The sequence below is a fragment of the Paraburkholderia sp. ZP32-5 genome, assembly GCF_021390495.1.
Classification (GTDB): Bacteria; Pseudomonadota; Gammaproteobacteria; order Burkholderiales; family Burkholderiaceae; genus Paraburkholderia.
The window spans coordinates 1,816,690-1,840,158 of sequence record NZ_JAJEJP010000001.1; the positions used below are offsets into that span (position 1 = coordinate 1,816,690).

Genomic DNA, 23,469 nt, shown 5'->3' on the forward strand with positions numbered 1-23,469 from the left:
GACCCGGATTCGGCCTGATTCTTCCTACGCCGCCCGCGCGATGAGTTCGAGCAAGGCGGTCTTGTCGAAGCGCCACGGTATGGCCGGTGCGCCGACCGACGCGCGAACATGCGCGACGAACGCCTTGCGCGCGATCTCGCGCCCGCCCAGCGACGCCAGATGCGACGTGTTCTGCTGGCAGTCTATCATTTCTATTTCATGACGTCGCAAGTGCCCGACCAGCGCCGCGAGCGCAATTTTCGACGCATCGGTACGCTGCGCAAACATCGATTCGCCGAAGAACATCCGGCCGAGCGACACGCCATACAAGCCGCCCACGCGGCTGCCTTCGAACCACGTTTCGATGCTGTGCGCGTCGCCCATCCGATGCAGCGACGAGTAGGCGTCGACGACATCCGCGGTAATCCACGTGCCGCGCTGTCCACGCCGCGGCGCCTGCGCGCACGCGCGCATCACGGTGGCGAAATCATGATCGACGCGGATTTCCCACGCGTCGTCGCGCAGCACGTGTTTGAGCGTTTTGCGCAGCGACGGCGACAGCTTGAACTCCGCCGGACGCAGGATCATGCGCGGGTCGGGGCTCCACCACAGCACGGGCTGGCCATCGGAGTACCACGGAAAGATGCCGCGCTGGTAAGCGTCGATCAGACGCGACGGCAACAGGTCGCCGCTCGCCGCGAGCAAACCCGGCGCGCCGCTCGACGCACCGAGTGCGCGCTCCACGGGCGGAAACGGATCGTCGGCGCCGAGCCAGGGGACCATGCGCGCCGCTCAGCCTTCGCGTAGCGAACGGAAGATATCGCCGGTATGCAGGCCGAAGCTGCCGGCCGCGCGGTCGGCGAAAAAGAAGCGCAGCGTCTGGCCGACGGTCGGAAACGCAATCTCGTCCCACGGAATCTCGTGTTCCTCGAAGAGCTTCACCTCGAGGCTTTCCTCTCCGGCGGCGATGTCGAGATCGAGCAGCCGCGCCATATAGAACAGATGTACCTGATGCACGTGCGGCACGTTGAGCAACGAGAACAGGTTCTGCACCTCGACGCGTGCGCCGGCTTCCTCGAGCGTTTCACGCGACGCGGCCTCGGCGGTCGTCTCGCCCATTTCCATGAAGCCGGCGGGTAGCGTCCAGTAGCCGTAGCGCGGCTCGATCGCGCGGCGGCACAGCAGCACCTTGTCGTCCCACACCGGGACGGTGCCGACCACGTTACGCGGATTCTGATAGTGCACGGTGCCGCAACTGCCGCATACGAAGCGCTCGCGATTGTCGCCCGGCGGAATGCTCAGACTGACGCCGTGGCCGCAGACAGAACAGAATTTCATTGGAAAGGGGACGAGAAAGAGTGATAGGAGTTTATCACCGGGGCGCGGCATTACTGAGACACGATGAGCCGACGCGCACGGCAGCGTTGACGCGTGGCTCGAACGAGGTCTGACACTGATTGACAGTTTCTTTTCGGAGCCGCTGATAGCATCCGCGCTGATGGCTGCAATGGATGCTCCCCGCGTCCACGGCGGTCATCTTTTTCTCTTGTACATTGCCTCGTAGTCTTGGCGAGCGCGTCGGTTGTTCGACGCGCTTTTTTTTCGCCAGAGGGCTGGTGTGATTTCAGCGTAGTTGGATTGTCGACTGATGGACTCTTTTATTGCTCTCGTATCTTTGTCCGCGCTGCTGGTCGTGTATTGCGTTGTGGTGATTCTGCTGGAATAGCGGCTGTTTTCGCGTAGTGAGTGGCGGCCACCGCGAAGAATGAAACAGCCATGCCGCCAGGGCCAGCTAGCTTTGCGCGAGTCGAAGCGAGTCGACAGAAAATGGCCGCGAAAAACAAAAAAGGGTTACACGCCAATGCGTTGTAACCCTTCAATGATTGTCTGGTTGCGGGGGTAGGATTTGAACCTACGACCTTCGGGTTATGAGCCCGACGAGCTGCCAGACTGCTCCACCCCGCGTCCGTCGAAGAAAAGATTATAGAACAAGCTGACAGTCGGCGCAATAGCCATGTAAGGATTGGCTTCATTACGCGCTTCGGGCACGCTGCTCGTCGTCATTCACATGCGGTGCTTTACAGTCATTCGGCGGTTCGCGGCGTGACCTGGCGCGTGCTGCGCCATGACTCAGCAAGCCTTGCCGGGCGCTGCGCTAGAATCCAGATCTCTATACCGCTCGTCATGCGTACCCAACGGCGAGCGCTTCAACTCTCCGCTTTCGCTTCGAATTCCATGGATATCGCTCACGATCTGCAGATGATTGCCGCCCAGGAAAAGGCCCTCGTGTTTCCCCGCTTCGATGCCGACCGCGCGTGGCAAGTCGGCGCCTATCTGCACGAGGTCGCGAAAGCCCGTGGCATTGCAGCCGCGATCGATGTGCGCACGTTCGGTCAGCCGCTGTTCTTCAGTCTGCTCGACGGCGCGACGCCGGACAATGTCGATTGGGCGCGCCGCAAGGGCAATACAGTCGCGCACTTTCGCCGCAGCTCGTATGCGATCGGTCTGAAAATGCAGCTCGCGGGCGCGACGCTCGCCGACAAGCACGGTCTGCCCGCGACCGAATATGCGTCGCACGGCGGCGCGTTTCCGTTGACGGTGGCGGGCGCGGGCGTGATCGGCTCGATCACGGTGTCTGGCCTGCCGCAGCGTGCCGATCATGAACTGGTCGTCGAAGCGCTGTGCGCGCATCTCGGCCACGACTACGGCAAGCTCGCGCTGGCGAAGGTCTGACGCGATGCGCTTGCCGCCGTATGCGCTGCTTGCGATCGCAATCGTCGCCGAGGTGATCGCGACCTCGGCCATGCGGGCCTCGGATGGCTTCTCGCGGTTGCTGCCGTCGATGGTCGTCGTGCTCGGCTACGGGATTGCTTTCTATTGCCTGTCGCTGACGCTCAGGAGCATCCCGGTCGGCATCGTCTACGCGATCTGGTCCGGCGCGGGCATCGTGCTGATTACGCTCGTCGCGCTGGTGCTGTACCGGCAGGTGCCCGACGTGCCGGCGATCATCGGGCTTGGGCTGATCGTCGCCGGCGTCGCGGTGCTGAATCTGTTCTCGAAGATGCAGGCGCACTGAACGCGGGCTGGGCCGCGGCGCCTTCGTCCGCAAAACTTACTTGCAGCGCACGATCATCGAGCGGTTCTTGACGTTCGCCGACACGACGTTGGTTACGCTGCCGCCAGCGGTGCCGCCTTCGTCGTTGTCTTTCGACACGATCTCGTAGCCAGTCGCGCCGCATGCCTTGCCGGCCTGCACATAGCACGAAGCCCAGCTCGAACCGGCATCCGCGCCGCTGCAATTGACCGCGAAGCCGGTCTGGCCGTTCGGCAGGTTGATCAGCGTGGTGGTGTTCGATGACGCGCAGCCGCCGAGGCCCGCGGCGAGCAGCACCGCGGCGGGTAGAGCCGCCGACAGCGCCGCGCGACGCACGAGGGCAAGCGCGGCGCTGGATCGAAGGCTGTGGAATCGGTCGGCGCGCCGCGGTTGCGTCGTGAAATGCATCGTGAGGTTTCCTTTCGTTGGGACGGAGATGGCCTGCTGAGCCAGTGGGCGTCGCGGATCCAGCGGATGGCGGCCGCGCGTCAGGGCGTTTCGACCGTGATGCCTGCCGCGCTGACGAGCCGCCGTGCTTCGGCGCCGTCTTGGGTGGCAGCGTCTTCCCAGATACTGATCGCTTTCGGAATGTCGATGCCGTGACTTTCGGCGTAGGCAAACCATTTGTTCGCCGCATCCGGCTCAGGCAGTTCGTGATTCTGCAGAAAATATTTTCCCATATTGCGCTCGCTGATCTCGAAATTGCTTCGTGAAGGGTATCGGTGCGATAGCACGGAGCATGCCGATTGCGCTTGTTCGACCGGGTTGAGGCGAAGAAGTGCGGGGTGAGGGGGTGATTGGTGGCTGTGCCGAACTAGCTGTGCCTAACCGGTCGTGCTAACCGGCCGTGCCGAACTTATTGCCGTGCGAAGCGCCATATCGTTATGGTGAAAATTCAAGGTGGGCGGGTAAGCGGGTTGACAGGTGAACAGGTGAGCGCGTTACGGGCGGGAGAAGGCCGACGCCGGTCTCAAGGCAGCGCAATTGGCAGGTGGAGCGTAGAGATGAGGCGGCGTCGAGTCGTTTGATGTGATCTCATCGAAAGACACAGGAGGACGAACATGGCTGAACGGGTCAGTGGCCCTTATCGGGGCTATTACATCAGCGCAACTGCGCGCCTCGTGCCGGTGGGCAGCACGTCGAGCGCGACGCACGGCGATGCGCCTGGCAACGTGGACAGTACCTACGTCGGCTCGGTCAGCCTCGCGGAACTTGGCCCCGACGATCCGCACCGGATGGAAACGCTGCTGGAACTCGGCGACAAACAGCGATTCGACAGCGAAGAAGAGGCACTCGCGTTTGTCGAACAGGCGGCGCGTGATTATGTCGACCGTGTACTGGATGGGCACTGAGTGTCGCTGGCGGTTTTCGGGAGCTACGCACAACTGCCGGAGCCGACCGATGCGACGCGCGTTGAAGTGGCCGATTCCGGCGCTGCGCCGTGCTTGATCGCTGGGCGAAATGTTGGTCGAGGGTTGCTCAACGCGCTGGTCGAAGCACCAGACAACCTGCTTGCACGAAGCGCATCAAATACGCGAAAGAACGCGTCGAGCAGCGGCCTGACGAAGCTCCTCCGCGCGCTGGACCATGATCTGGCGGCGCGAGTACCATAGCGGGACCTGAGCGAGCCGAGGGCCGGGGACCGACCGATAACCGCTTTTCGCCGGCACTGCCCTTATCACTGCCTTTATGCCGGACCTTTCCGATGAGGCGACTATGGAAATTCGCTTTCCCGCAGACGCGCCTGCTTACCGTGACTCCAACCTGACCGTCGTGTTCGCGGCGCTGGTGGACGGCGAACCGGTGCCCTGCGCGATCTCGGTCGAAGCGCTCGAGGACCATTTTGGCGCCTACAGTGAGAACCTCGAAGGCTGGCTGCGCGCGTTCGATGTCGGCCGGCCGCGCATTGAGGCTGTCGCGCGCGAGCATCTGCAGCTCAGCAACGGCACGCCGGTGCTGCTCAAGAGTGGGCACTTTCCCCCGGGGCAGATGGCGGGCTAGACCGAGGTGACTCCACGATGCGTCTGCCTGACGTGCCTGCCTGATGCATCTATCCGATCTCTGGTTGAAGTGCCATACCCTGAACACGAACAGTCGCGCTTCATTGCCTGCATCGCTCCTTCGCCGCATGGGCCGCAACTGCCGGCAGGTTGCACGGAGCCGCCTTAAAAACATCCCCGGTTCCTTGCCGATGCGACGTTTTCGCGATCGCCCCGATCAGCGCTGTCAGCGCCGGATCGGTTCGCGCAACAGGCTCGCTGATCAGCTAGCTCATCTTCACGAGGCCGTGCGCGCAGCCTCATAACACCGCCGGATGCCTTCCTGATAAGACGTCTTCGCAATCGGCCCGATCAATGCCGTCAGCGCCGAATCGTCGAGCACGACGGGGTCGGTCATCAGATAGTTCATTTCCACCAGTTCTCGCATCAGCGGATCGAAGAGGCCGAGCACGCGCAGTATGCCCTTGCCGGCCACCATCAACCGGGGCTCGCGGCCGGCGAGCGCGTATGCCTGTCTCGCCACTTCGCGTTGCGTGATCGTGCCGGCGCCCGCGAGGTGCCACCAGCGGCCATAGGCGTCGGGCGTACGCGTCAGCGTCTCGACTACCGGTCCGATGTCCGGCAGGTAGATGAACTCGTGCGGCACGTCGACGGGACCGATCAGCTGCGCGCGCTTGCCGCTCGCGGCGCCGATGAATGCGCCACGCAGCACGCTGCGCTCGATGCCCGGCCCATAGAAGTCGGGCAGGCGCAGCACCAGTGTCGACAGGCCTTGCCGGCCGTGCGCCGCCAGCACGAGGTCCTCCTGCGCGAGCCGCATGCGTCCCTTGAACGTATGCGGCTCACGCGGATGATCCTCGCGGATCGGATTGCCGCGCGCCCGGCCATACGGGTACACGGTGCCGATCAGAATGAAGCGCTCGACGCCCGCCGCGTTCACGCCGGCAAGTGTTTTCTCCATGAGTGGCGGATGTAGCGCGAACTGGTGATAGGGCACGCCGACGAGATAGATCACCGTCTGCAGACCGGCTGCCGCCGCACGGATCGACGCGGGATCGTCGGGATTCCACGTGACGATTTCCGCGTGCGGATCGTGACCGAACGCCTGTTGCAGCGGCTCGCGCGAGCGCCCGACGACCCGATAGTCGCGGCCCCGCGCGCTGAGCGCGGCGGCGATGCTTTGACCGGCGGCGCCCGCGGCGCCGAATAAGCCGACCTTTCCCGTGGTTTGCATGACAACTCCCTGAAGCAGCGGCGCACTCCTGCCGCATGATTTTTCGCGGCTTCGGAATGACAGCCGAAAATTTACTGAACGGTGTTCAATAAACAGCGTTCAGTTTAATTTGACTTTTCAGTTTGTCAATCTGAGAATTTAGGGCATGGGAATCGCTGAACGAAAAAACCGCCAGAGACAGGCACTACGCGAACGTATCCTCGATGCCGCACGACGCATCGTGATGCGCGAGGGCTTTGCCGCGCTGTCGATGCGCAAGATCGCCGACGTGATCGAATACTCGCCCGCCACGCTGTATCTGCATTTCGCGAGCCGCGACGAGATCGCGCGGGCATTGTGCGAAGAGGGCTATGCGCAACTGCTCGAAAGCTTCGTGCCGCTCGCGCGGATCGCCGATCCGGCGGAACGGCTCAAGGCGATCGGACGCGCGTACGTCGCGTTTGGCGTCGAGCATCCACAGACGTACCGGCTGATCTTCATGGAGGATCCGAGCTATACCGGTGCGGCGCTTGGTGGCGCGTCGGGCGCCTCTGCGCGCATGGAGAAGGGCGACGGGGAGGGCGCAGCGGCAGCCGTGGCCCGCGCGGGGGGCCGCGAAGCAGGCAGTGCAGGCGATGCGGCGAACGATCACGCGGACCGTAAGGCAGCCGATCAGGCGGACGCCGGGGCAATGACCATTGGCGCATCGGCGGACGCATCGTGGAACGTATCGGCCAACCCGTCGGCTAACTCATCGGCCACCGCAGCAAGCGACGATTCATCCGTTCACTCCGCATCCGCGGATGGCGACGATGCCGGCTCGGCCGCCTTGCACATCATGATCGATGCGCTCGATGAACTCAGGGCAGCGGGGCGTCTATCGGCTTCGGTCGCATCGATGGATCCGGCGGTTTGGGCCGAGGCCTTGTGGGCGAGTCTGCATGGCATCGTCGCGCTGAACCTGACGTGTCCGGTGTTCCCCAGTGCACCACTCGATACGGTCGTGGGCGTGACGCTCGACGCATGGCTCGGCGCGCCGCAGGCCAAGCGGCCGCGGCGCACAGCAGCAGGCACAGCAGCAGGCACAGCAGCAGGCACAGCAGCAGGCACAGCAGCAGGCACAGCAGCAGGCACAGCAGCAGGCACAGCAGCAGGCACAGCAGCAGGCACAGCAGCAGGCACAGCAGCAGGCACAGCAGGCACAGCAGGCACAGCAGGCACGCGCGGCAAAAAGCCCACGGCGAAACAGAAGCAGCCGACGGAGCCCGACGACCCCACCCCCGACTCACCGCCCGCAAGGCGCAGACCCACAGGCCCGTGATAACGTTCAGTTCCACGTCACCCCGCGCCGCCGCGCCCAACTCTCCATGTCCATGTCCGCCCCGTCCGCCGTCGGCGATGAAATCGTCACCCACGTCACCAACCGCATCGGCTTCATCGAACTGGAGAGGCCGAAAGCGCTGAATGCGCTGACGACCGGCATGATCCGCGCAATCCAGGCGGCGCTCGAGCAGTGGCGGGAGGACCCCGACGTGCTGGCGGTCGTGGTGCGCAGCCCGCATGCGCGCGCGTTCTGCGCGGGCGGCGACATTCGCCTGATGTACGAGGCGGCACGGCGCGGCGAGCAGGACACGCGCGATACGTTTTTCACCGAGGAGTACCGCCTCAATCACACGATCTTCACTTATCCGAAGCCCTATATCGCATTGATGAGCGGCATCGTGATGGGTGGCGGCATGGGCATTTCGCAGGGCGCGCATCGGACCGGCGGTCTGCGCGTCGTCACGCAATCGACGAAGATGGCGATGCCCGAAACCCGTATCGGCCTTTTCCCCGATGTCGGCGCGAGCTGGTTTCTCGCGCGCACGCCTGGCGCGATCGGCCGTTATCTGGCGGTGACCGGCGAGACGATCGGCGCGGCCGATGCGTTGTACGCGGGGCTCGCCGATGTCTATATCGATGACGAAGCATTGCCCGCGCTGATCGATACGTTGCGGCGCGAACCGTTCGAGCGCGGCGCGGACGTGGTCGCGTGCATCGAGCGCGACGCGCTTGCGTATCAGGTCGCGCCACGGCCGGAGGATAGTCCGCTGGCGCAGGCCCGCGCGTTAATCGACCGGCATTTCGCGTTGCCCAACGTCGCGCGGATTCTTGCGTCACTCGAACAGGAGAGCGAGCACGGTAGCGACGCGGCGGAGTGGGCTGCGCAGACGATTGCGGTGCTGCGCGAGCGCTCGCCGTTGTCGATGGCGGTATCGCTCGAGGTGGTGACGCGCGCCGAAGGCTCGATGGCGGAGGTGCTGCGCACCGACCTCGATCTGACGCGCTCGAGCTTTCTGCTCGGCGATACGGTGGAAGGGATTCGCGCGCGCATCATCGACAAGGACAATGCACCGCGCTGGCGTTTCGCGCGCATCGAAGATGTGAGCTCCGCCGATGTCGAGAAGATGTTCGAAAGCCCGTGGCCGGCGAACGAACATCCGCTGCGCGATCTGCGCGGCTGAATAGCGAAAGCGTCGCGAGTCAGGCGGCGCTTGCGCGCCGATCACGTGCGTGAGTTCATCGTCTTGCGCGGCAAGCTCGCAGCAAGTCGGCAACAAAGTCGCATCAAGCCGGCAACATACTCGCGTTAAACCCGCCGCAAGCTCGCCGCAAACCCGCGACTCCGCCGTTACTCCTCTTCCTCGCTTGCCATAAACGCGCGCATGAACACGAGCGCGCCCCAGCCCCACATCGCGTTCGTCGCGAAACCGACCGTCAGGCGCGGCAGCATGTTGCCGCTCGGCCAGATCCCGCGCAGCGGATCCACGACGAATACGCTCGCTGCCGTCAGCACCACGCCGCCGAAGACGAATGCCGGCACCCACGGCGCGCGGCGGTGCGGCGCGACGCGCAGCAGCCATGCCATCAGTACGGCCCAGCAGGCGCTCCAGATCGCGTTCGCGATGAATTCAGGAAGTCCGAGTGGAAGGAAGGGCGCGGTCGAAAAACCGCTGGGGTCGATCAACGCGGCGGCGTGCATCAGCGCCAGCGTCGATTCACGAAAGAACAGGGAAGCCAGAAAACCGGCGACGAACGGCAGAATGATTTTTTGCATGCATTGCACCCGCGAAGTACAGGCGGCGCGATTCGCAAAACCTGTACCGGACGATCGGAAAACGTCCGACATTATATCGACAGGGGTCCGCGTTTCCGGCGCCGCGTGCATAAAGCGCAACACCTGTATGCCCGAGCGACGGGCTAATCACGAAAGCGGAAATCCTAAGCTCAAAAAAATCGTTCTAATGCCGCGGACCGGTCCATAGACTGTTTCCTCATGCAGACGGCGCGGGTGTCGCCGTCATCCGTTTAATCGGGCGCATTACGCGCACGTTGGTCGAGGGAAAGCCGCCGCGATGTCGAGTCTGATGCCGAACCCCTGTTGCCGCCGGGCCCGTGTGCGCCGGAGTTCGAGCGGTTGTCCGCCTGGCGCGTAGCTGCCGCGCTCCGGTTGCAGGTGGCCTGAGCCACCGTCCACTTTTCAATTCCTTTTCATGCGTCGCAGTGCGTGGCCGGATGCCGGCCCGATGCGCGCGGCCGGCTTGCGCGCGGCGTTTGCGCGCACCGTTTCCATTCCGTTTAGAACAGGCAGGAGCAATAGATGAATGTGTTCTGGTTCATTCCGACTCACGGCGATAGCCGCTATCTCGGTACGTCCCAAGGCGCACGCGCAGCCGACTACGACTACTTCCGGCAGATCGCCGTCGCCGCCGATACGCTCGGCTACGAAGGCGTGCTGCTGCCGACCGGACGCTCATGCGAGGACGCGTGGGTCGTCGCGTCGAGCCTGATCGCCGCGACCCAGCGGCTGAAGTTTCTGGTCGCGATCCGCCCGGGGCTGTCGTCGCCGGGGCTCGCCGCGCGCATGGCCGCGACCTTCGACCGGTTGTCGAACGGGCGTCTGCTGATCAACGTCGTGACGGGCGGCGATGCGGCCGAACTCGCGGGCGACGGCGTGTTCGTCGATCACGACACGCGCTATCAGATCACCGACGAATTCCTGCATATCTGGCGCAAGCTGTTGAGTGCATCGCATGGCAACGATGCGATCGATTTCGACGGCGAGCACCTGCAATCGAAAGGCGGCAAGGTGTTGTATCCGCCGGTGCAGGATCCGCATCCTCCGTTGTGGTTCGGCGGTTCGTCGGCGGCCGCGCATGACATCGCGGCCGAGCACATCGACACCTATCTGACCTGGGGCGAGCCGCCCGCGGCGGTCGCGAAGAAGATCGCCGACATTCGCGCGCGCGCCGCCGCGCGTGGCCGGCAGATCCGCTTCGGCATCCGTTTGCACGTGATCGTGCGCGAGACCGAGGAAGAAGCGTGGGCCGCGGCCGACAAACTGATCAGCAAGCTCGACGACGACACGATCGCGCGCGCGCAGGCCTCGTTCGCGAAGATGGATTCGGAAGGCCAGCGCCGCATGGCCGCACTGCACGGTGGCAGGCGCGGCGGCCGCGAAGAACTCGAGGTCTATCCGAATCTGTGGGCGGGCGTCGGGCTCGTGCGCGGCGGCGCGGGCACCGCGCTGGTCGGCAGCCCGGAGCAGGTGGCCGCGCTGATGAAGGAGTACGCGGCGCTCGGTATCGACACCTTCATCCTGTCCGGTTATCCGCATCTCGAAGAGTCGTATCGCTTCGCCGAACTGGTGTTTCCGCTGCTGCCGCAACGACGCAACAAGATCGCGGACGGACCGCTGTCGGGGCCGTTCGGCGAGATCGTCGGCAACAACTATCTGCCGCAGGCGGCGAGCGCGAGCTGAGCGCCGCGCGTTCGAATCAGTTCGACGGATAAGGAGAAACGCCATCATGAGTCAAACCACTCTGAGCGCGGCAACGCACGCGCGGGCCGCCGTGCCAGTTGCAAGAGCCGCGCGCGCCGCCGATGCGCTGCGCCGTCTCGGCAAGTATCTGCTGCCGTGGCTGATGCCGCTCGCGATTCTGTGCGCGTGGGAAATCGCCGCGCGCAGCGGCGCGCTGTCGACGCGCGTGCTGCCCGAACCGCTCGCGGTCGTGAAGGCGGCGTGGTCGCTGATCCAGTCGGGCGAAATGTGGGCGGACGTGCGCGTCAGCACGTGGCGCGCGGTGTCGGGCTTCGCGATCGGCGGCGGCATCGGCCTTGTGCTCGGACTCGCGACCGGGTTGTTCCGGCCCGCGGAAATCGCGCTCGATTCGAGCGTGCAGATGATCCGCAATATTCCCGCGCTCGCGATGATCCCGCTCGTGATCCTGTGGTTCGGCATCGAGGAGGAGGCGAAGGTGTTCCTCGTCGCGCTGGGGGTGTTTTTCCCGGTCTACGTGAACACGTTTCATGGCATCCGCTCGGTCGACGCGAATCTGATCGAAATGGCGCGCAGCTACGGCGTCAACGGTTTCGCGCTGTACCGGCACGTGGTTCTGCCGGGCGCCTTGCCGTCGATTCTCGTCGGCGTGCGCTTCGCGTTTGGGCTGATGTGGGTCACGCTGATCGTCGCCGAGACCATTTCCGCGCAGTCGGGCATCGGCTATATGACGATGAATGCGCGCGAATTCCTGCAAACCGATGTGGTGGTGGTCGGCATTCTGCTGTACGCGGCACTCGGCAAGCTCGCCGACGTGCTCGCGAAGAGCCTCGAGCGCGTGTCGCTGCGCTGGCATCCGGCCTATCAGCGAGGAGCGAAAGCATGAGCGCAACGACGTTATCGACGACGTTCGGCGGGATCGCGGGCAGCGATCTGGAGGTGGAACTTGCACAGCCTCGGGTCGCGGATCATGACGCGAACGAGGCGAGAGAGTTTGAGCGGGATGGCGCGAGCGCGCCGCTGTATGCACCGCAGCGGAGGATAGAGCGGGACGGCGGCTCCGGTAGTGCACTGTCATCGACTGCTGTTGGGACGCAACCCGCCGTTGCACTTGCACGCAACGACGCACGCGCCGCGGGAGATTTCGCCGTGCAATTGCGTGGCGTCGGCAAACGCTATGGCGAGCGCGAAGTGTTGTCCGGCTTCGATCTGTCGATCGAGCGTGGCAGCTTCGTCGCGATCGTCGGCCGTAGCGGTTGCGGTAAATCGACGTTGCTGCGGCTCGTCGCCGGTCTCGAAGCGGCGAGCGCGGGCGTGCTCGAAAAACGCGCCAGCGACGGCGGCCCGCTCGATACCCGCATCATGTTTCAGGACGCGCGCCTGTTGCCGTGGAAGAGTGTGCTGCAGAACGTGATGCTCGGTCTTGGCCGTGGCGCGCGCGACGATGCGCGCGCGGTGCTCGCCGAAGTCGGTTTGCTCGAACGCGCCGACGATTGGCCCGCGCAACTGTCAGGCGGTCAGCGTCAGCGCGTCGCGCTCGCCCGGGCGCTCGTGCATCGTCCGCAATTGCTGCTGCTCGACGAGCCGCTCGGCGCGCTCGATGCGTTGACGCGCATCGAAATGCACTCGCTGATCGAGCGGCTGTGGCGCGAGCATCGCTTTACCGCGCTGCTCGTCACGCACGACGTGCACGAAGCGGTGGCGCTCGGCGACCGGATTCTGCTGATCGAGGAAGGGCGCATTGCGCTCGATCAGCCGGTCGCGCTGGCGCGTCCGCGCGCGCGGGCATCGCGGGGCTTTGCCGCGCTCGAAGAACACGTGTTGCAACGCGTGTTGAAAACCGCGCCGAATGACGATGCGCTTGCCTATCGCGCCCATGATCCATACGGTGAGCCCGAGCAGGCGCGCATGGCGCGGCCGACCGAGGTGCGCTGGGCTGTATGAGTTTGCCGGCCGGTCCGATCTGCTTCTCTTCGTTCTGTTTCGTTCCATTTCATCCCATTCTTCAACCTGAAACGCTTTTCTGGAGTTACCTCATATGAGCATTTCCGCTATCAACGTACGCAATCAGTTCAAAGGCAAGATCAAGGAAATCATCCGCGGCTCGGTGGTGTCCGAAGTCGACGTGGAGACGCCGTTCGGCATCGTCACGTCGGTCATCACGACGCGTTCGGTCGACGAACTCGAACTGAAGGTCGGCTCGGAAGTGGTCGCGCTGGTGAAGTCGACCGAGGTGTCGATCGCGCGGCTCTGAGCACGCGGCTCTGAAGACTCGTGCGACCAGCAAAGGCCGCTTGCGCTTGCGGCTACTTCGCGTTCGCGCCGCTCGCGGGCGGCTCGTGCGACATCGGATCGTGGGTCGGTTTACGCGGGCGTTTGATCGGCATGTTGTCCGGATTGCTCGATCCGCCGGAACCCGACGCCGCCTCGGGTGGCTTCGCCATCGGAGAGTGGCTGTCGCGCGGCACGCTTGGAGTGCTGCTCTGCGCGACAGCGCCCGCGCTGGTCGCCAGCATTGCCACCAGCGCGATGCTGGCCGCTATTAGTGTTGTGGTCCGTGTGCTGTGCTTCATGCTGGCCTCCGTGGCGATGTCGCGGACGTTGCGGTCCACCCCGTTGCGTGTTGCGGATGGACACGGGGCTGCGTGGACAATTAATTCGCCAGTAGCATGCGGTGTTCCGGGACGGTTGCTGGGGCTTGTAGCGTGCTTTTGCCGCGTGTTTTGCGGCGTTTGCGCCGCGTTTTTTTGCCGTGCTGTGCCACGCCGCCGCTTTTCATCGCGCACGATGCGCGCAGGTTACGTGAGCATTGCTGCGTCGCACTTTGTTTTCATTGCACGCTTGCTCCAAACGCCAATTCCCAGCTTCGGCATCCATCTCGCGCATAGATGGCCGGCGCGTACCTGCATCCGTCGATGAAACTTGCTACGATGAATTGAGCAATCCGGCGGAGACGGCCATGTCGAAGTCATTGAGTCCCGAAGCGATCGAAGCGTTGCGGCGTCTGAACGATGTTGGCGTCGGACAGGCGGCGCCCCAACTCGCGCAGTCCGTGATGGCGGAATTACTGTCATGCGGTCTCGTCGCCGAAGCAGGCAGCAGCGGAGTCGAGATCAACTGCAGCGGCCGGCAATACCTTTCCGGCGATTGCGATTGATCGAGAGCGATCGGCGGGTCAGCGGATCAGTGGCTGACCGGGCTCGGAAGCACGAAGCGACACAAAGCGACACGTCGCGAGCGAATCGCGGGCAGTAGCGACGCTCGGCGGACAGGTGCGGCCAGTCGCATGCGATGAGTGCTGTCACGGAGGCGACGATGGAGCCGAAGGGCCTCGACATGGGCGATTACCAGGAGCGCTACGGCGACTACGACATCGAGGTCGCGGTCGAACAGGTGCTGACTGGCGTCAAAGCTCATTTCCGCGTGTTGCGTGGCGACGCAGCCGTGGTCGACTGGCAACTGGTCCATATCGACAGCTTGTGGTCCACCGAGCATGCGGCCGCCGAAGCGGCTTTTCAGGCGGCACGCGAATTGATCGATGCAGGGCTCGCGGTGTAGCACGCGGCCGAGAGCTCATGCTGCACAGCCAGTTCAATCACCGACGATCAACAGGCGCGACTCTGGATAACGGTAAGCAGGACACGCACTGGTTGGCGTGACCGTAAACGCAACGAAGCGCCGGCATCGATACTGCATGCGCGGCGCTTCATTAATCGCTGCCTTTTCAGGCAGCGGATCCAACGGTACTAGTAACGGCTTAGTGGCCGAAGAACACCGATTGCGGGCCCGAAGTGGGTTCGCTGCGCGTGCCCGATTGCGACGACACGCTCTTCACGCCACCGTATGCATTCGTTTGATTGTTCGCTTGCTCAGCGGCAACCGTCTGTGCGCTCTGGCCTTGTTGCGAAGCCGGTGCGCCCACCGACGGACGATAGAACGGTGCCGGGCCGTAGCCGCTAGCGAAAGCGGGAGCGGCGATCGAGGCAGAAGCGGCAACCAGCAGGGCTGCGATGAACTTGGTCTTCATGGTAGGACTCCGATAACGTTTCGACTGCATTTCAGGGAGGCGTCGCAGGAGCCGGGGAGGTGTCTGCAACGTCGATGAACGGCAGTGTATACCCCTACTATTGAAAATTTGTGCCGATAATTTGAAATTACTATTCCCTGGAAGGAAACAATCTCGCGGGATCAGATGTGGCAAGGCTCGACGGCAGTCTGGCCCTATGGACCAAGCTGTTTTTAGGAGTGAGAGCGGGGATGAATGCGAAGAAAGGTGTGCCGCTAAAAACAAAAACGGCGTTGTGATTTCTCACGACGCCGTCTGCGGACTTTGCTGCTTGAATTCTTTGGGGTGGCTGATGGGACTCGAACCCACGACGACAGGAATCACAATCCTGGACTCTACCAACTGAGCTACAGCCACCACTAACATTCGCTTGACTTGCTTGAAAAAGCTGTCACGCCAACGAAGAAACGAGATTATACGAACAAGAATTACGTTTGCCTAGCCCTTTATTCAGAAATTTCGACAGGCTCGCGCAGATGCTGTCTTGCTTCGTCGAAGATCGTCAGATCGCGCGCGGCGAGCCGTTTGCTATCGGACAAAACACGGCGCCAGCCCCGTGCGCCCGCTTCGCCGCGATACAGACCCAACGCATGGCGCGTGATCGCACCGGGATAGGTGCCGCGCGCCATTTCAGCCGCACAGTACTCGATCAGTTTTGCTTCGACCTGCTCGCGCGTGAGCGGCGTTTGGGTCGATCCGTAGAAGCGCGCATCGACATCGGCGAGCACGTACGGATTGTGATAAGCCTCGCGACCGAGCATCACACCGTCGACGTGCCGCAGATGCATGTCCACTTCATCGAGTGTCTTGATCCCGCCGTTGATGATTATCTCCAACTGCGGGAAATCGCGTTTCAACTGGTACGCGTAATCGTATTTGAGCGGCGGAATTTCGCGGTTTTCCTTCGGGCTCAAACCCTTCAGGATCGCGTTGCGCGCGTGAACGATAAAGACTTCGCATCCCGCATCGGCGATGGTGCCGACGAAATCGCGCACGAACGCGTAGTCCTCGACCGCATCGACGCCGATGCGATGCTTGACCGTCACCGGCACGGATACCGCATCGCGCATCGCCTTCACGCAATCGGCGACGAGTTGCGGCTCGTTCATCAGGCACGCGCCGAACGCGCCGCGCTGTACCCGTTCTGACGGGCACCCGCAGTTCAGATTGATTTCGTCATAGCCCCACTGTTCGCCAAGCTTCGCCGAGCGCGCGAGGTCGTCGGGTTCGCTGCCGCCGAGTTGCAATGCAACGGGCGCTTCGTCGGGCGTAAACGCGAGATGACGCGGCACGTCGCCATGCAGCAGCGCGCCGGTCGTCACCATTTCCGTGTAAAGCCACGTATGGCGCGAGATCATCCGATGCAGTGAGCGGCAATGACGGTCAGTCCAGTCCATCATCGGCGCAACAGAAACGCGACGCGGGCTGGCAATAAGAGGTGAAGACATGGGACGGCCGGACGGCTTGAATCGAAACCGCGATTTTACCGCAAGGCCGCAAAGCTGCAGGAGGGTTACCCGGCGGCGCCCGCGCCGTCAATGCCCATGGCCTCCCATCCCTCCACCTCCGCTGCCCCATGCGCTGCCACCGCCATGCATGCCGCCATATCCTCCGCCGTGGCCGCCGTGCCAACCGCCGCCATGCCAACCACCGTGGCCACCATGCCAGTAGCCGTGACCGCCGTGGTAATAGCAGCACGGTCCGCCAAACCCGCCCCAGATGCCGACCGTGCCATACACCGGTGCATAGGGCGGCCCGTACGCATACGGGTAATACGGCTGGCCGTACGCATAGTCGTAACCCGGCGCCGGCGCGATCGCGCATCCAGCGAAGCTTGCTGCCGCCGCCAGCAGCGCCATCGATGCAATGATCCTGCTCACGATTTTCTCCTTCCTTATAAGCATCAGAAAAACCGCGGAGCGCGGAGTTCAGCGGCATTTGTGTCCGCGCGTTACCGCGTGCGCCGGGCAGTGAGCGACCGCGGCAGCCGCAAGGCAATCGAAGGCCGCGATGCTCAAGCTTTCCGCGCAATCTTGCCGCGTCTTACGACATGGCCGTCCGGTAACAGTTGGTTAACGATTCGAAACGAAACTGAAGGGCACGGCTGATATTTTCCGTTCAGACCATTTCAGACACGCCGTCCTTGAATCCCTATCACTATCCGTGCCTGCCCGGCGCTTCGCGCCGACCGCGCTGAAGCTGGATGAAAGAACGTACCCGCTCGTGACATCACCCGCCGCGCAGTTGCCATCCAGCAATCCACCGTCATCCACGGAGCACGATCTCCAGCCGGTCTCGGCCGAGCAATGGCGCGTTGCGGGCGATGCCTGCGTCGCGCGCGGCGACTTCGACGCCGCGCTGCAATGTTTCGAGTCCGCGCGTGCGAGCGAGCCCGCAGCCTCCATCAACTACGAGCGCCTGGCCGTGACGTTGGTCGCGCTGCGCAGGTTCGCCGAAGCCGAGGTCCGCTATCGCGAGGCGATTGCGCGCGATCCCGATAACGCGGATTCGCACCACGGGCTCGGCTGGACGCTCGAGCAGACGCATCGGCTCGAAGCGGCGGTGCATGCCTATCGCGAAGCGGCGCGTCTCAATCCGTCCGCGGACGGCTCGAGCAACAACATGGGCAACTGTCTGCAGGCACTCGGCCGTTTCGACGAGGCGCACGACGCGTACCGCCGCGCGATCAACGGCGCGCCGCGTGTGCCGCTGTACTACCGCAACTTCGTGCAGACCAAACGTCTGTCCGCCGACGATCCGGTCTTCGCACAACTGGAGCAACTCGCCGGCGACGCCGCTTCGCTCAGCCGCTCCGATCAGGCCGAAGTGCACTTCGCGTATGGCGCGGCGCTATCCGGCGTGGGCCGCAACGACGCATCGTTCGATCATCTGCTCAAAGGCAACGCGCTGTACCGCGCCGGCATGCGCTACAACGAAACGGAATCGCTGGGTCTGTTCGCGCGCTTGCCCGAGTTGTTCAGCGCGGACCTGTTCGCAGCCGCGCGCGGTTTCGGCGATCCGTCGGCGGCGCCGATCTTTATCGTCGGCATGCCGCGCTCCGGCTCCACGCTGATCGAGCAGATTCTCGCGAGTCATCCGAAGGTATTCGGCGCGGGCGAACGCACCGAATTCGGCGAGGCACTCGTCACCGGTATTCGCCGTGACGCCGATGATCCGTTGCGGATCGACATCGAGGCATTGCCCGAAGGCAACCCGGCGCGCTGGCGCGCGCTTGGCGCAGATTATCTGCGGCTGATGCAGCGCGTGCGGGCGGAAATTGGCCCTGAGGTCACGCATTTCACCGACAAATATCCGTTCAACTTTATCAACGTCGGTCTGATTCATCTGGCGTTGCCCAATGCGCGTTTTATCCATAGCCGCCGTTCGCCATTGCAGACCTGTCTGTCGATTTTCTCGCGCATTTTTCACGACGTGCCGTTCGGCTACGAACTCGGTGAGCTCGGCCGTTATTACCGCGCCTACGATGCGTTGATGGCGCACTGGCGGCGCGTGCTGCCCGAAGGCGTAATGATCGAGATCGCGTATGAGGAACTGGTCGACGATCTGGAAGCGAACGTGCGTCGCATGCTCGCGCATTGCGGGCTCGAATGGGACCCGCGCTGTCTCGCGTTTCATCAGACGACGCGGCGCGTGAGCACCGCCAGTTCGGCACAGGTGCGCCGGCCGCTTTACCGGACATCGATACGACGCTGGCAGCCGCGCGAGGACTTGCTCGAGCCGTTATTGACCGCGCTCGGACCCACGCTGGCCGCGGCCGGCGATCATCTCGCGCCGTGATCAAACGTGCGTTGACGAGCGATGCCGCATCGGCGCGGCATCGACGTTGAATCGCTGAGTGGAATCAATGCGCAAATCAATGCGCGACGACGACGCCCGCGTGATGCAGCAACGGGTACACACCGACAATGAACGCCGCGTAGAGCGCGGCCATCGTCACGCCGGCCGCGGTGCCCCAGATGTCGCGCGATGCGGCGCCCTGGCGGAAATGCACGGGTAGCCCGACCAGCATATAGCCGATCACAAAGAACAGGATGACCGCGCGCACCGGCGACAGATCGTGGCCGATAAATTCAAGCACGGCGCTCAGATTGAATTGATGCATGAACAGGCGGGCAAGGATGGAAAGCGGAAGTTCGCGTGACGCGGGAATGCATTGGACTACGCGGCGAACGCATCATTCACAACGCGGCAATCTAAGCGGATTAAAGTGCACGCGCTCGCGACGCGCAAGAAAAAGACTGTATAAATTTGTACTGGCCTACATTGCTTGCAACTTGCCTGGATGACGACTTTCATCCGGCTTTGCAGTGCTTCATGCGGCTTTCACCGTGACGTCAAGGTTGCTTGCGTGAGCGGTCGCGCAGCGGATCGAGCAACGGCTTCAGACCGTTGTGATCGATCTCCTGCATCAACGCCAGCAGACGGCCGATCTCGCCGGGCGGAAAGCCCTGGCTCGCAAACCAGTTTAGATAGTGGCCGGGCAGATCGGCAATCACGCGGCCTTTATATTTCCCGTAGGGCATCACGCGTGTGACCAATAGTTCGAGTTGTTCGGGGTTCATGGTGAGCGGGTTTCGGACCGTATCCGGCTTCAAACACGGGCCGCCCGATGCCGCCCGTGGCCACGCATTCTAGCCTCGCTGCAGGTATCACGCCGACATGGTAACGTCTGCGCCTTTCCGCTCATCTCTTCAACAGGACAAGTTAAATGGAATACCGCAAGCTCGGCGACTCCGACGTTCAGGTCAGCCTGATTGGTCTCGGCACCATGACGTGGGGCGAGCAGAATACCGAGCAGGAAGCGCACGCGCAGATCGATTACGCGCTCGATCACGGCGTCAATCTGATCGACACCGCTGAAATGTATCCGGTGCCGCCGCGCGCCGAAACGCAAGGGTCGACCGAGCGTTACATCGGCACATGGCTCGCGCAGCACAAGAGCGCGCGCGAGAAGATCGTGCTCGCCACCAAGATCGCCGGACCCGCGCGTCAGCCGCACAACCCGCGTCATATCCGCGGCGAGGGCAACCAGTTCGACCGCAAGAATCTGGTCGAGGCGCTCAACGGCAGCCTCGAGCGTTTGCAGACGGATTACGTCGATCTGTATCAACTGCATTGGCCGGATCGCAGCACGATGACGTTCGGCCGTCCGTCGTATCCGTGGGTCGAGGATGCATACACGGTGCCGATCGAGGAAACGCTTTCGGTGCTCGCTGAATTCGTGAAGGCGGGCAAGGTGCGTCATATCGGTGTGTCGAACGAAACGCCGTGGGGCGTCGCGCAGTTTCTGCGCGCGGCCGAAAAGCTCGGGCTGCCGCGCATCGTCAGCATCCAGAATCCGTATAGCCTGCTGAACCGCACGTATGAAGCGGGGCTGTCCGAATACGCGCATCGCGACAACGTGGGTCTGCTCGCGTATTCGCCGCTCGCATTTGGCTGGCTGTCGGGCAAGTACGAAGGCGGTGCGCGTCCGGCCGGCGCCCGCATCACGCGGTACGAGCGCTTCGCGCGCTATAGCAAGCCGCAGGCCGTGCAGGCGACCACACGTTATGTCGAACTCGCGAAGCGCCATGGCCTGACACCTACGCAACTCGCGCTCGCGTTCGTCAATAGCCGGCCGTTTATGACCAGCAATCTGATCGGCGCGACCTCGCTCGAGCAGTTGAAGGAAAACATCGACAGCGTGCACGTGACGCTGTCGCCGGAAGTGCTCGCGGAGATCGATGCGCTGCACGAGTTGCAGCCGAATCCGGCGCCGTGATTACGATGTAATCGCGCTACGAGCGCGATATCAGCGCGACGCGTTTGAGCGGGCCTGAGTCGTTTCAACATGGCCCGCCGCGCGTCGCCTGACTATAGGCGCTGGCCGCTTCAGCTCGCGGCCTTCGCCGTCTCCGGCAGACTCGCCGCTCCCTTCGCCGATGCATACGGCGAGTTCTCGCCAAGATCCCAGAACAAACCCGCCATCATCTGCAGGCCCTCGCGCACGACCGGGCCGAGCAGGTGCTCGTTCGGTGCGTGCTGCGAGCACGCCGGGTACGAATGCGGCACCCAGATCGTCGGCAGACCGAGCGTATCGGCGAACACTTCATTCGGCAGCGTGCCGCCGAGATTCGGCAGCACCGCGGTCTTCTTGCCGGTGGTCTGTTCGAGCGATGCGATCGCCCACTGGACCCACGGATCGTCCGGATTCAGACGCGTAGCAGGCGCGCCACGTTCGACTTCGATTTCGACGAGCTGAAAGCCATGCGCATCGAGATGCGCGCGCAAATATTTGCCGAGATTTTCCCAATCGGTGCCGACGACGAAGCGCAACTGGCAATACGCGAAGGCCGATGGCGGAATCGCATTGACCGGGTTGTCCGGATTGCCGGCCTTGAGCGCCAGCACCTCGAAGCTGTTCCAGCCGAATACGCGTTCGGGCGCGCTGAGTTCCGGCTCGCCCCAGTTATCGTCGACGGCCGGGTCGCCTGGGCCGCCGCCGACTGCGATATCGGCCAGCGCGTGGCGCACCGCTTCGGGAATCGGCGGCGGACGCAAGCCGTCGACCGCGATCACGCCGCGCGCGTCGACGAGGCACGCGAGTGCATTCGCGAGCACTGTCGCCGGATTGCGCAGCAGACCACCCCAATTGCCCGAATGATGCGCGCCGTCGCGCAGGTTCAACGACAGCCTGAAATTGACGACGCCGCGCGAACCGAGAAACACGGTCGGGCGCCGCGCGGCGAGGCGTGGGCCGTCGGAGGCGATCAGCACGTCGGCGGCGAGCTCGTCGCGATGCGCGCGGCAGATCGCGTCGAGCCCTGGCGAACCGGTTTCCTCGCCCATCTCGATCAGCAGCTTCGTGTTGAAGCCGAGCTTGCCGTCGCGCGCGGCGAGCACGCTCGCGAGCGCGGCGAGATTGATCGTGTGCTGCCCCTTGTTGTCGGCGGTGCCGCGGCCGAACCAGCGCTCGCCTTCGACCGTCACGCTCCACGGCGTCAGCGGCGCGCGCCACTGGCTGTCGTAACCGCGCACGACATCGCCGTGACCGTAGATCAGTACGGTCGGCAGATGGTCGCCTTCATGGCGGTTGGCGAGCAGGAACGGACCGAAGCCGCCGACCGGGTTGTCGACGATGCGCGTGCTAAAGCCGAGGCGCTGCGCTTCCGGTGTGATTTCGTCGGTCAGATAAGAAAGCAGCAGCGCGCCGCGATCGCTTTCCTGACTTTCGGTGCGAAAACCGACGCGCCGGTTCAGGTCGGCGAGAAAGGCGCCGGATTCGAAATGCCGGGTGGCGTGGTCGATCGCCTCGGTGCGGCTCATGGGTGTCTCCAATGTGGGGGATTGGTTAGCGTTTTGACGATCGCCGAAGGCCGATGTTGGCAGGCATGCAGCGATGTCATCTCGATGGACGTCGTTGCGGACGATTCTAGAAGCGCGCCATTTTTGCCACAATGATCGTGTTTCGAAGCGTGCGTTGCCGGAAAGGCAAAGCTCGAAAGGCATCCAGCCGCAAGCGATTCGATACGCGATTGAGCGACGAACCGCACGATAAACGGGCCAAATGTCCTCCCGGAACCCGAATCACGACCTACACTGTGGTGGACGGAGCGGGCCCCGGCAACGCACGCATGACAATCACGACAACGGCGAACCAGGGACAGCACCGCCGCGTTGCTGCAACGCACACCGGCAACGGCTTTCGCCGACAAAAACAAACGCGGCGCGTTGTACCGATGGCGCGTCCGCCAACACCAAGCGATAGGACCAGGACATCATCAATGGCGCAACAGAAAACCAATCCAAAACTCGAGCAGGCACTCACGCGCGGCGATCTGGCGATCCGTCAGGCGAACTCGGCGCGAGCGACCGCGTTGCTGCGCGCGCTGGCCAAAATGATCGTCGACGCGTCGGCGACCATCGGTGTGGAGGCCTTTACGCTGATTCATGATGGCGACAAGATTTACGACCCCGCCGACGGACTGTGGCCGCAGGCGCTACTGGTCTCGCTCGATGGTCCCGTCGAGGATGCCGATCCCGACGAACTGCGTACCGTACGGCTGATCGCGGACGATCCGGGCACCGTGTTCCGGGTCGAATGGCAGCGCGCCGATGGCAAGATCGGGCGCCACGAGGGCGGCCCGTTCGCGACGGTCGCGTTCATCTCCGATGTCGAGATTCCTTGGACCGATGACGAGGATTGACCGCGGGCACTGACCACGACGATCGACCTGGCGCGGCTGCATGCGGGAAGAGCGCTGCGCGTGGTTGTGTCGAGGCCGCCTTTCGACGTTT

Annotated in this window: 28 protein-coding genes and 2 tRNA genes; 15 read left to right on the forward strand and 15 right to left on the reverse strand. The window is 63.4% G+C overall.

Annotated elements, in window-relative coordinates; translation table 11 throughout:
• Nucleotides 1-24: 24 nt before the first annotated feature.
• The 3 genes from aat to L0U82_RS07625 form a co-directional block, all read right to left on the reverse strand.
• Entirely contained in the window at nucleotides 25-762 is a 738-nt protein-coding gene (gene aat / locus L0U82_RS07615; RefSeq protein WP_233829604.1) for a leucyl/phenylalanyl-tRNA--protein transferase, read from the reverse strand.
• 9 nt (nucleotides 763-771) lie between these two features.
• Complete coding sequence (locus L0U82_RS07620; protein WP_074284429.1) at nucleotides 772-1,317, reverse strand: NUDIX hydrolase; 546 nt, start codon at nucleotides 1,315-1,317, stop codon at nucleotides 772-774.
• A gap of 550 nt (nucleotides 1,318-1,867) precedes the next feature.
• Nucleotides 1,868-1,944: transfer RNA gene (locus tag L0U82_RS07625), tRNA-Met, on the reverse strand.
• A 270-nt stretch (nucleotides 1,945-2,214) separates the two neighbouring features.
• On the opposite strand from L0U82_RS07625, the gene L0U82_RS07630 reads away from it, so the two are divergent.
• Nucleotides 2,215-2,712, forward strand: a complete 498-nt coding sequence (locus tag L0U82_RS07630) for a heme-degrading domain-containing protein (protein WP_233829606.1) — start codon at nucleotides 2,215-2,217, stop codon at nucleotides 2,710-2,712.
• A 10-nt stretch (nucleotides 2,713-2,722) separates the two neighbouring features.
• Nucleotides 2,723-3,055 carry a DMT family transporter gene (locus L0U82_RS07635; protein WP_373685677.1) on the forward strand — a complete coding sequence of 111 codons (333 nt, stop codon included), beginning with the start codon at nucleotides 2,723-2,725 and terminating at the stop codon, nucleotides 3,053-3,055.
• A 36-nt stretch (nucleotides 3,056-3,091) separates the two neighbouring features.
• Here L0U82_RS07635 and L0U82_RS07640 read toward each other — a convergent pair whose 3' ends face one another.
• Both L0U82_RS07640 and L0U82_RS07645 read right to left on the reverse strand, forming a co-directional pair.
• Nucleotides 3,092-3,481 (reverse strand): hypothetical protein, encoded by a 390-nt coding sequence (locus L0U82_RS07640; RefSeq protein WP_233829610.1) that lies wholly within the window; start codon nucleotides 3,479-3,481, stop codon nucleotides 3,092-3,094.
• An 80-nt stretch (nucleotides 3,482-3,561) separates the two neighbouring features.
• Nucleotides 3,562-3,753, reverse strand: coding sequence for a hypothetical protein (locus tag L0U82_RS07645; RefSeq protein WP_233829612.1), 192 nt, complete (start codon nucleotides 3,751-3,753; stop codon nucleotides 3,562-3,564).
• A gap of 381 nt (nucleotides 3,754-4,134) precedes the next feature.
• On the opposite strand from L0U82_RS07645, the gene L0U82_RS07650 reads away from it, so the two are divergent.
• Together L0U82_RS07650 and L0U82_RS07655 are read left to right on the forward strand one after the other, a co-directional pair.
• On the forward strand, nucleotides 4,135-4,425 hold the full coding sequence (locus L0U82_RS07650; protein ID WP_233829613.1) for a hypothetical protein: 291 nt from the start codon (nucleotides 4,135-4,137) through the stop codon (nucleotides 4,423-4,425).
• Between the two features lie 364 nt (nucleotides 4,426-4,789).
• A complete protein-coding gene (locus tag L0U82_RS07655; RefSeq protein ID WP_233829614.1) occupies nucleotides 4,790-5,074 on the forward strand; it encodes a DUF1488 domain-containing protein in 285 nt (94 codons plus the stop codon).
• A gap of 276 nt (nucleotides 5,075-5,350) precedes the next feature.
• On the opposite strand, the gene L0U82_RS07660 is transcribed toward L0U82_RS07655, so the two are convergent.
• The gene (locus L0U82_RS07660; protein WP_233829623.1) at nucleotides 5,351-6,307 is read right to left on the reverse strand and encodes an NAD-dependent epimerase/dehydratase family protein; all 957 of its coding nucleotides are present in this window, start codon (nucleotides 6,305-6,307) and stop codon (nucleotides 5,351-5,353) included.
• Nucleotides 6,308-6,452: 145 nt separating this feature from the next.
• Here L0U82_RS07660 and L0U82_RS39975 point away from each other — a divergent pair, with 145 nt between their 5' ends.
• On the forward strand, nucleotides 6,453-7,607 hold the full coding sequence (locus tag L0U82_RS39975; protein ID WP_442793601.1) for a TetR/AcrR family transcriptional regulator: 1,155 nt from the start codon (nucleotides 6,453-6,455) through the stop codon (nucleotides 7,605-7,607).
• Nucleotides 7,608-7,653: 46 nt separating this feature from the next.
• On the forward strand, nucleotides 7,654-8,790 hold the full coding sequence (locus L0U82_RS07670) for an enoyl-CoA hydratase/isomerase family protein (RefSeq protein WP_233829625.1): 1,137 nt from the start codon (nucleotides 7,654-7,656) through the stop codon (nucleotides 8,788-8,790).
• 167 nt (nucleotides 8,791-8,957) lie between these two features.
• On the opposite strand, the gene L0U82_RS07675 is transcribed toward L0U82_RS07670, so the two are convergent.
• Complete coding sequence (locus L0U82_RS07675; protein WP_233829627.1) at nucleotides 8,958-9,383, reverse strand: hypothetical protein; 426 nt, start codon at nucleotides 9,381-9,383, stop codon at nucleotides 8,958-8,960.
• A 543-nt stretch (nucleotides 9,384-9,926) separates the two neighbouring features.
• Between L0U82_RS07675 and ssuD the strand changes: the two genes are divergently transcribed.
• The 4 genes from ssuD (at nucleotide 9,927) to L0U82_RS07695 (ending at nucleotide 13,359) form a co-directional block, all read left to right on the forward strand.
• Nucleotides 9,927-11,087: an FMNH2-dependent alkanesulfonate monooxygenase gene (gene ssuD, locus L0U82_RS07680; RefSeq protein WP_233829629.1), complete on the forward strand. Its 1,161-nt coding sequence runs from the start codon at nucleotides 9,927-9,929 to the stop codon at nucleotides 11,085-11,087.
• Between the two features lie 46 nt (nucleotides 11,088-11,133).
• Nucleotides 11,134-11,991 carry an aliphatic sulfonate ABC transporter permease SsuC gene (gene ssuC, locus L0U82_RS07685; protein WP_233829632.1) on the forward strand — a complete coding sequence of 286 codons (858 nt, stop codon included), beginning with the start codon at nucleotides 11,134-11,136 and terminating at the stop codon, nucleotides 11,989-11,991.
• Entirely contained in the window at nucleotides 11,988-13,049 is a 1,062-nt protein-coding gene (locus L0U82_RS07690; protein WP_233829645.1) for an ATP-binding cassette domain-containing protein, read from the forward strand. Before ssuC ends, L0U82_RS07690 begins: the two co-directional genes overlap by 4 nt.
• Before the next feature lie 94 nt (nucleotides 13,050-13,143).
• The gene (locus L0U82_RS07695; RefSeq protein ID WP_074763818.1) at nucleotides 13,144-13,359 is read left to right on the forward strand and encodes a TOBE domain-containing protein; all 216 of its coding nucleotides are present in this window, start codon (nucleotides 13,144-13,146) and stop codon (nucleotides 13,357-13,359) included.
• 52 nt (nucleotides 13,360-13,411) lie between these two features.
• On the opposite strand, the gene L0U82_RS07700 is transcribed toward L0U82_RS07695, so the two are convergent.
• On the reverse strand, nucleotides 13,412-13,678 hold the full coding sequence (locus L0U82_RS07700) for a hypothetical protein (protein ID WP_233829647.1): 267 nt from the start codon (nucleotides 13,676-13,678) through the stop codon (nucleotides 13,412-13,414).
• Nucleotides 13,679-14,064: 386 nt separating this feature from the next.
• Between L0U82_RS07700 and L0U82_RS07705 the strand changes: the two genes are divergently transcribed.
• Both L0U82_RS07705 and L0U82_RS07710 read left to right on the forward strand, forming a co-directional pair.
• Nucleotides 14,065-14,262 (forward strand): hypothetical protein, encoded by a 198-nt coding sequence (locus L0U82_RS07705; protein ID WP_233829649.1) that lies wholly within the window; start codon nucleotides 14,065-14,067, stop codon nucleotides 14,260-14,262.
• A gap of 158 nt (nucleotides 14,263-14,420) precedes the next feature.
• Nucleotides 14,421-14,663 (forward strand): DUF6566 family protein, encoded by a 243-nt coding sequence (locus L0U82_RS07710; protein ID WP_233829650.1) that lies wholly within the window; start codon nucleotides 14,421-14,423, stop codon nucleotides 14,661-14,663.
• 199 nt (nucleotides 14,664-14,862) lie between these two features.
• Here L0U82_RS07710 and L0U82_RS07715 read toward each other — a convergent pair whose 3' ends face one another.
• From L0U82_RS07715 to L0U82_RS07730, 4 genes are all read right to left on the reverse strand, one after another.
• Nucleotides 14,863-15,132 (reverse strand): hypothetical protein, encoded by a 270-nt coding sequence (locus L0U82_RS07715; RefSeq protein ID WP_233829651.1) that lies wholly within the window; start codon nucleotides 15,130-15,132, stop codon nucleotides 14,863-14,865.
• Between the two features lie 320 nt (nucleotides 15,133-15,452).
• Nucleotides 15,453-15,528 (reverse strand) — tRNA-His (locus L0U82_RS07720).
• A gap of 89 nt (nucleotides 15,529-15,617) precedes the next feature.
• Nucleotides 15,618-16,619 carry a tRNA dihydrouridine(20/20a) synthase DusA gene (gene dusA / locus L0U82_RS07725; protein ID WP_233829652.1) on the reverse strand — a complete coding sequence of 334 codons (1,002 nt, stop codon included), beginning with the start codon at nucleotides 16,617-16,619 and terminating at the stop codon, nucleotides 15,618-15,620.
• Nucleotides 16,620-16,706: 87 nt separating this feature from the next.
• Entirely contained in the window at nucleotides 16,707-17,051 is a 345-nt protein-coding gene (locus L0U82_RS07730; RefSeq protein ID WP_233829653.1) for a hypothetical protein, read from the reverse strand.
• Between the two features lie 343 nt (nucleotides 17,052-17,394).
• Between L0U82_RS07730 and L0U82_RS07735 the strand changes: the two genes are divergently transcribed.
• Nucleotides 17,395-18,969 (forward strand): tetratricopeptide repeat-containing sulfotransferase family protein, encoded by a 1,575-nt coding sequence (locus tag L0U82_RS07735; protein WP_233829657.1) that lies wholly within the window; start codon nucleotides 17,395-17,397, stop codon nucleotides 18,967-18,969.
• A 76-nt stretch (nucleotides 18,970-19,045) separates the two neighbouring features.
• Here L0U82_RS07735 and L0U82_RS07740 read toward each other — a convergent pair whose 3' ends face one another.
• Nucleotides 19,046-19,294, reverse strand: a complete 249-nt coding sequence (locus L0U82_RS07740; RefSeq protein WP_233829666.1) for a hypothetical protein — start codon at nucleotides 19,292-19,294, stop codon at nucleotides 19,046-19,048.
• Between the two features lie 232 nt (nucleotides 19,295-19,526).
• Nucleotides 19,527-19,754: a DUF3820 family protein gene (locus L0U82_RS07745; protein ID WP_233829668.1), complete on the reverse strand. Its 228-nt coding sequence runs from the start codon at nucleotides 19,752-19,754 to the stop codon at nucleotides 19,527-19,529.
• 146 nt (nucleotides 19,755-19,900) lie between these two features.
• Between L0U82_RS07745 and L0U82_RS07750 the strand changes: the two genes are divergently transcribed.
• Nucleotides 19,901-20,953: an NADP(H)-dependent aldo-keto reductase gene (locus L0U82_RS07750; protein ID WP_233829672.1), complete on the forward strand. Its 1,053-nt coding sequence runs from the start codon at nucleotides 19,901-19,903 to the stop codon at nucleotides 20,951-20,953.
• Between the two features lie 110 nt (nucleotides 20,954-21,063).
• Here L0U82_RS07750 and L0U82_RS07755 read toward each other — a convergent pair whose 3' ends face one another.
• Nucleotides 21,064-22,497 (reverse strand): M20 family metallopeptidase, encoded by a 1,434-nt coding sequence (locus L0U82_RS07755; RefSeq protein WP_233829673.1) that lies wholly within the window; start codon nucleotides 22,495-22,497, stop codon nucleotides 21,064-21,066.
• 458 nt (nucleotides 22,498-22,955) lie between these two features.
• Between L0U82_RS07755 and L0U82_RS07760 the strand changes: the two genes are divergently transcribed.
• Complete coding sequence (locus tag L0U82_RS07760; RefSeq protein ID WP_233829674.1) at nucleotides 22,956-23,378, forward strand: hypothetical protein; 423 nt, start codon at nucleotides 22,956-22,958, stop codon at nucleotides 23,376-23,378.
• The last annotated feature ends 91 nt before the right edge of the window (nucleotides 23,379-23,469 follow it).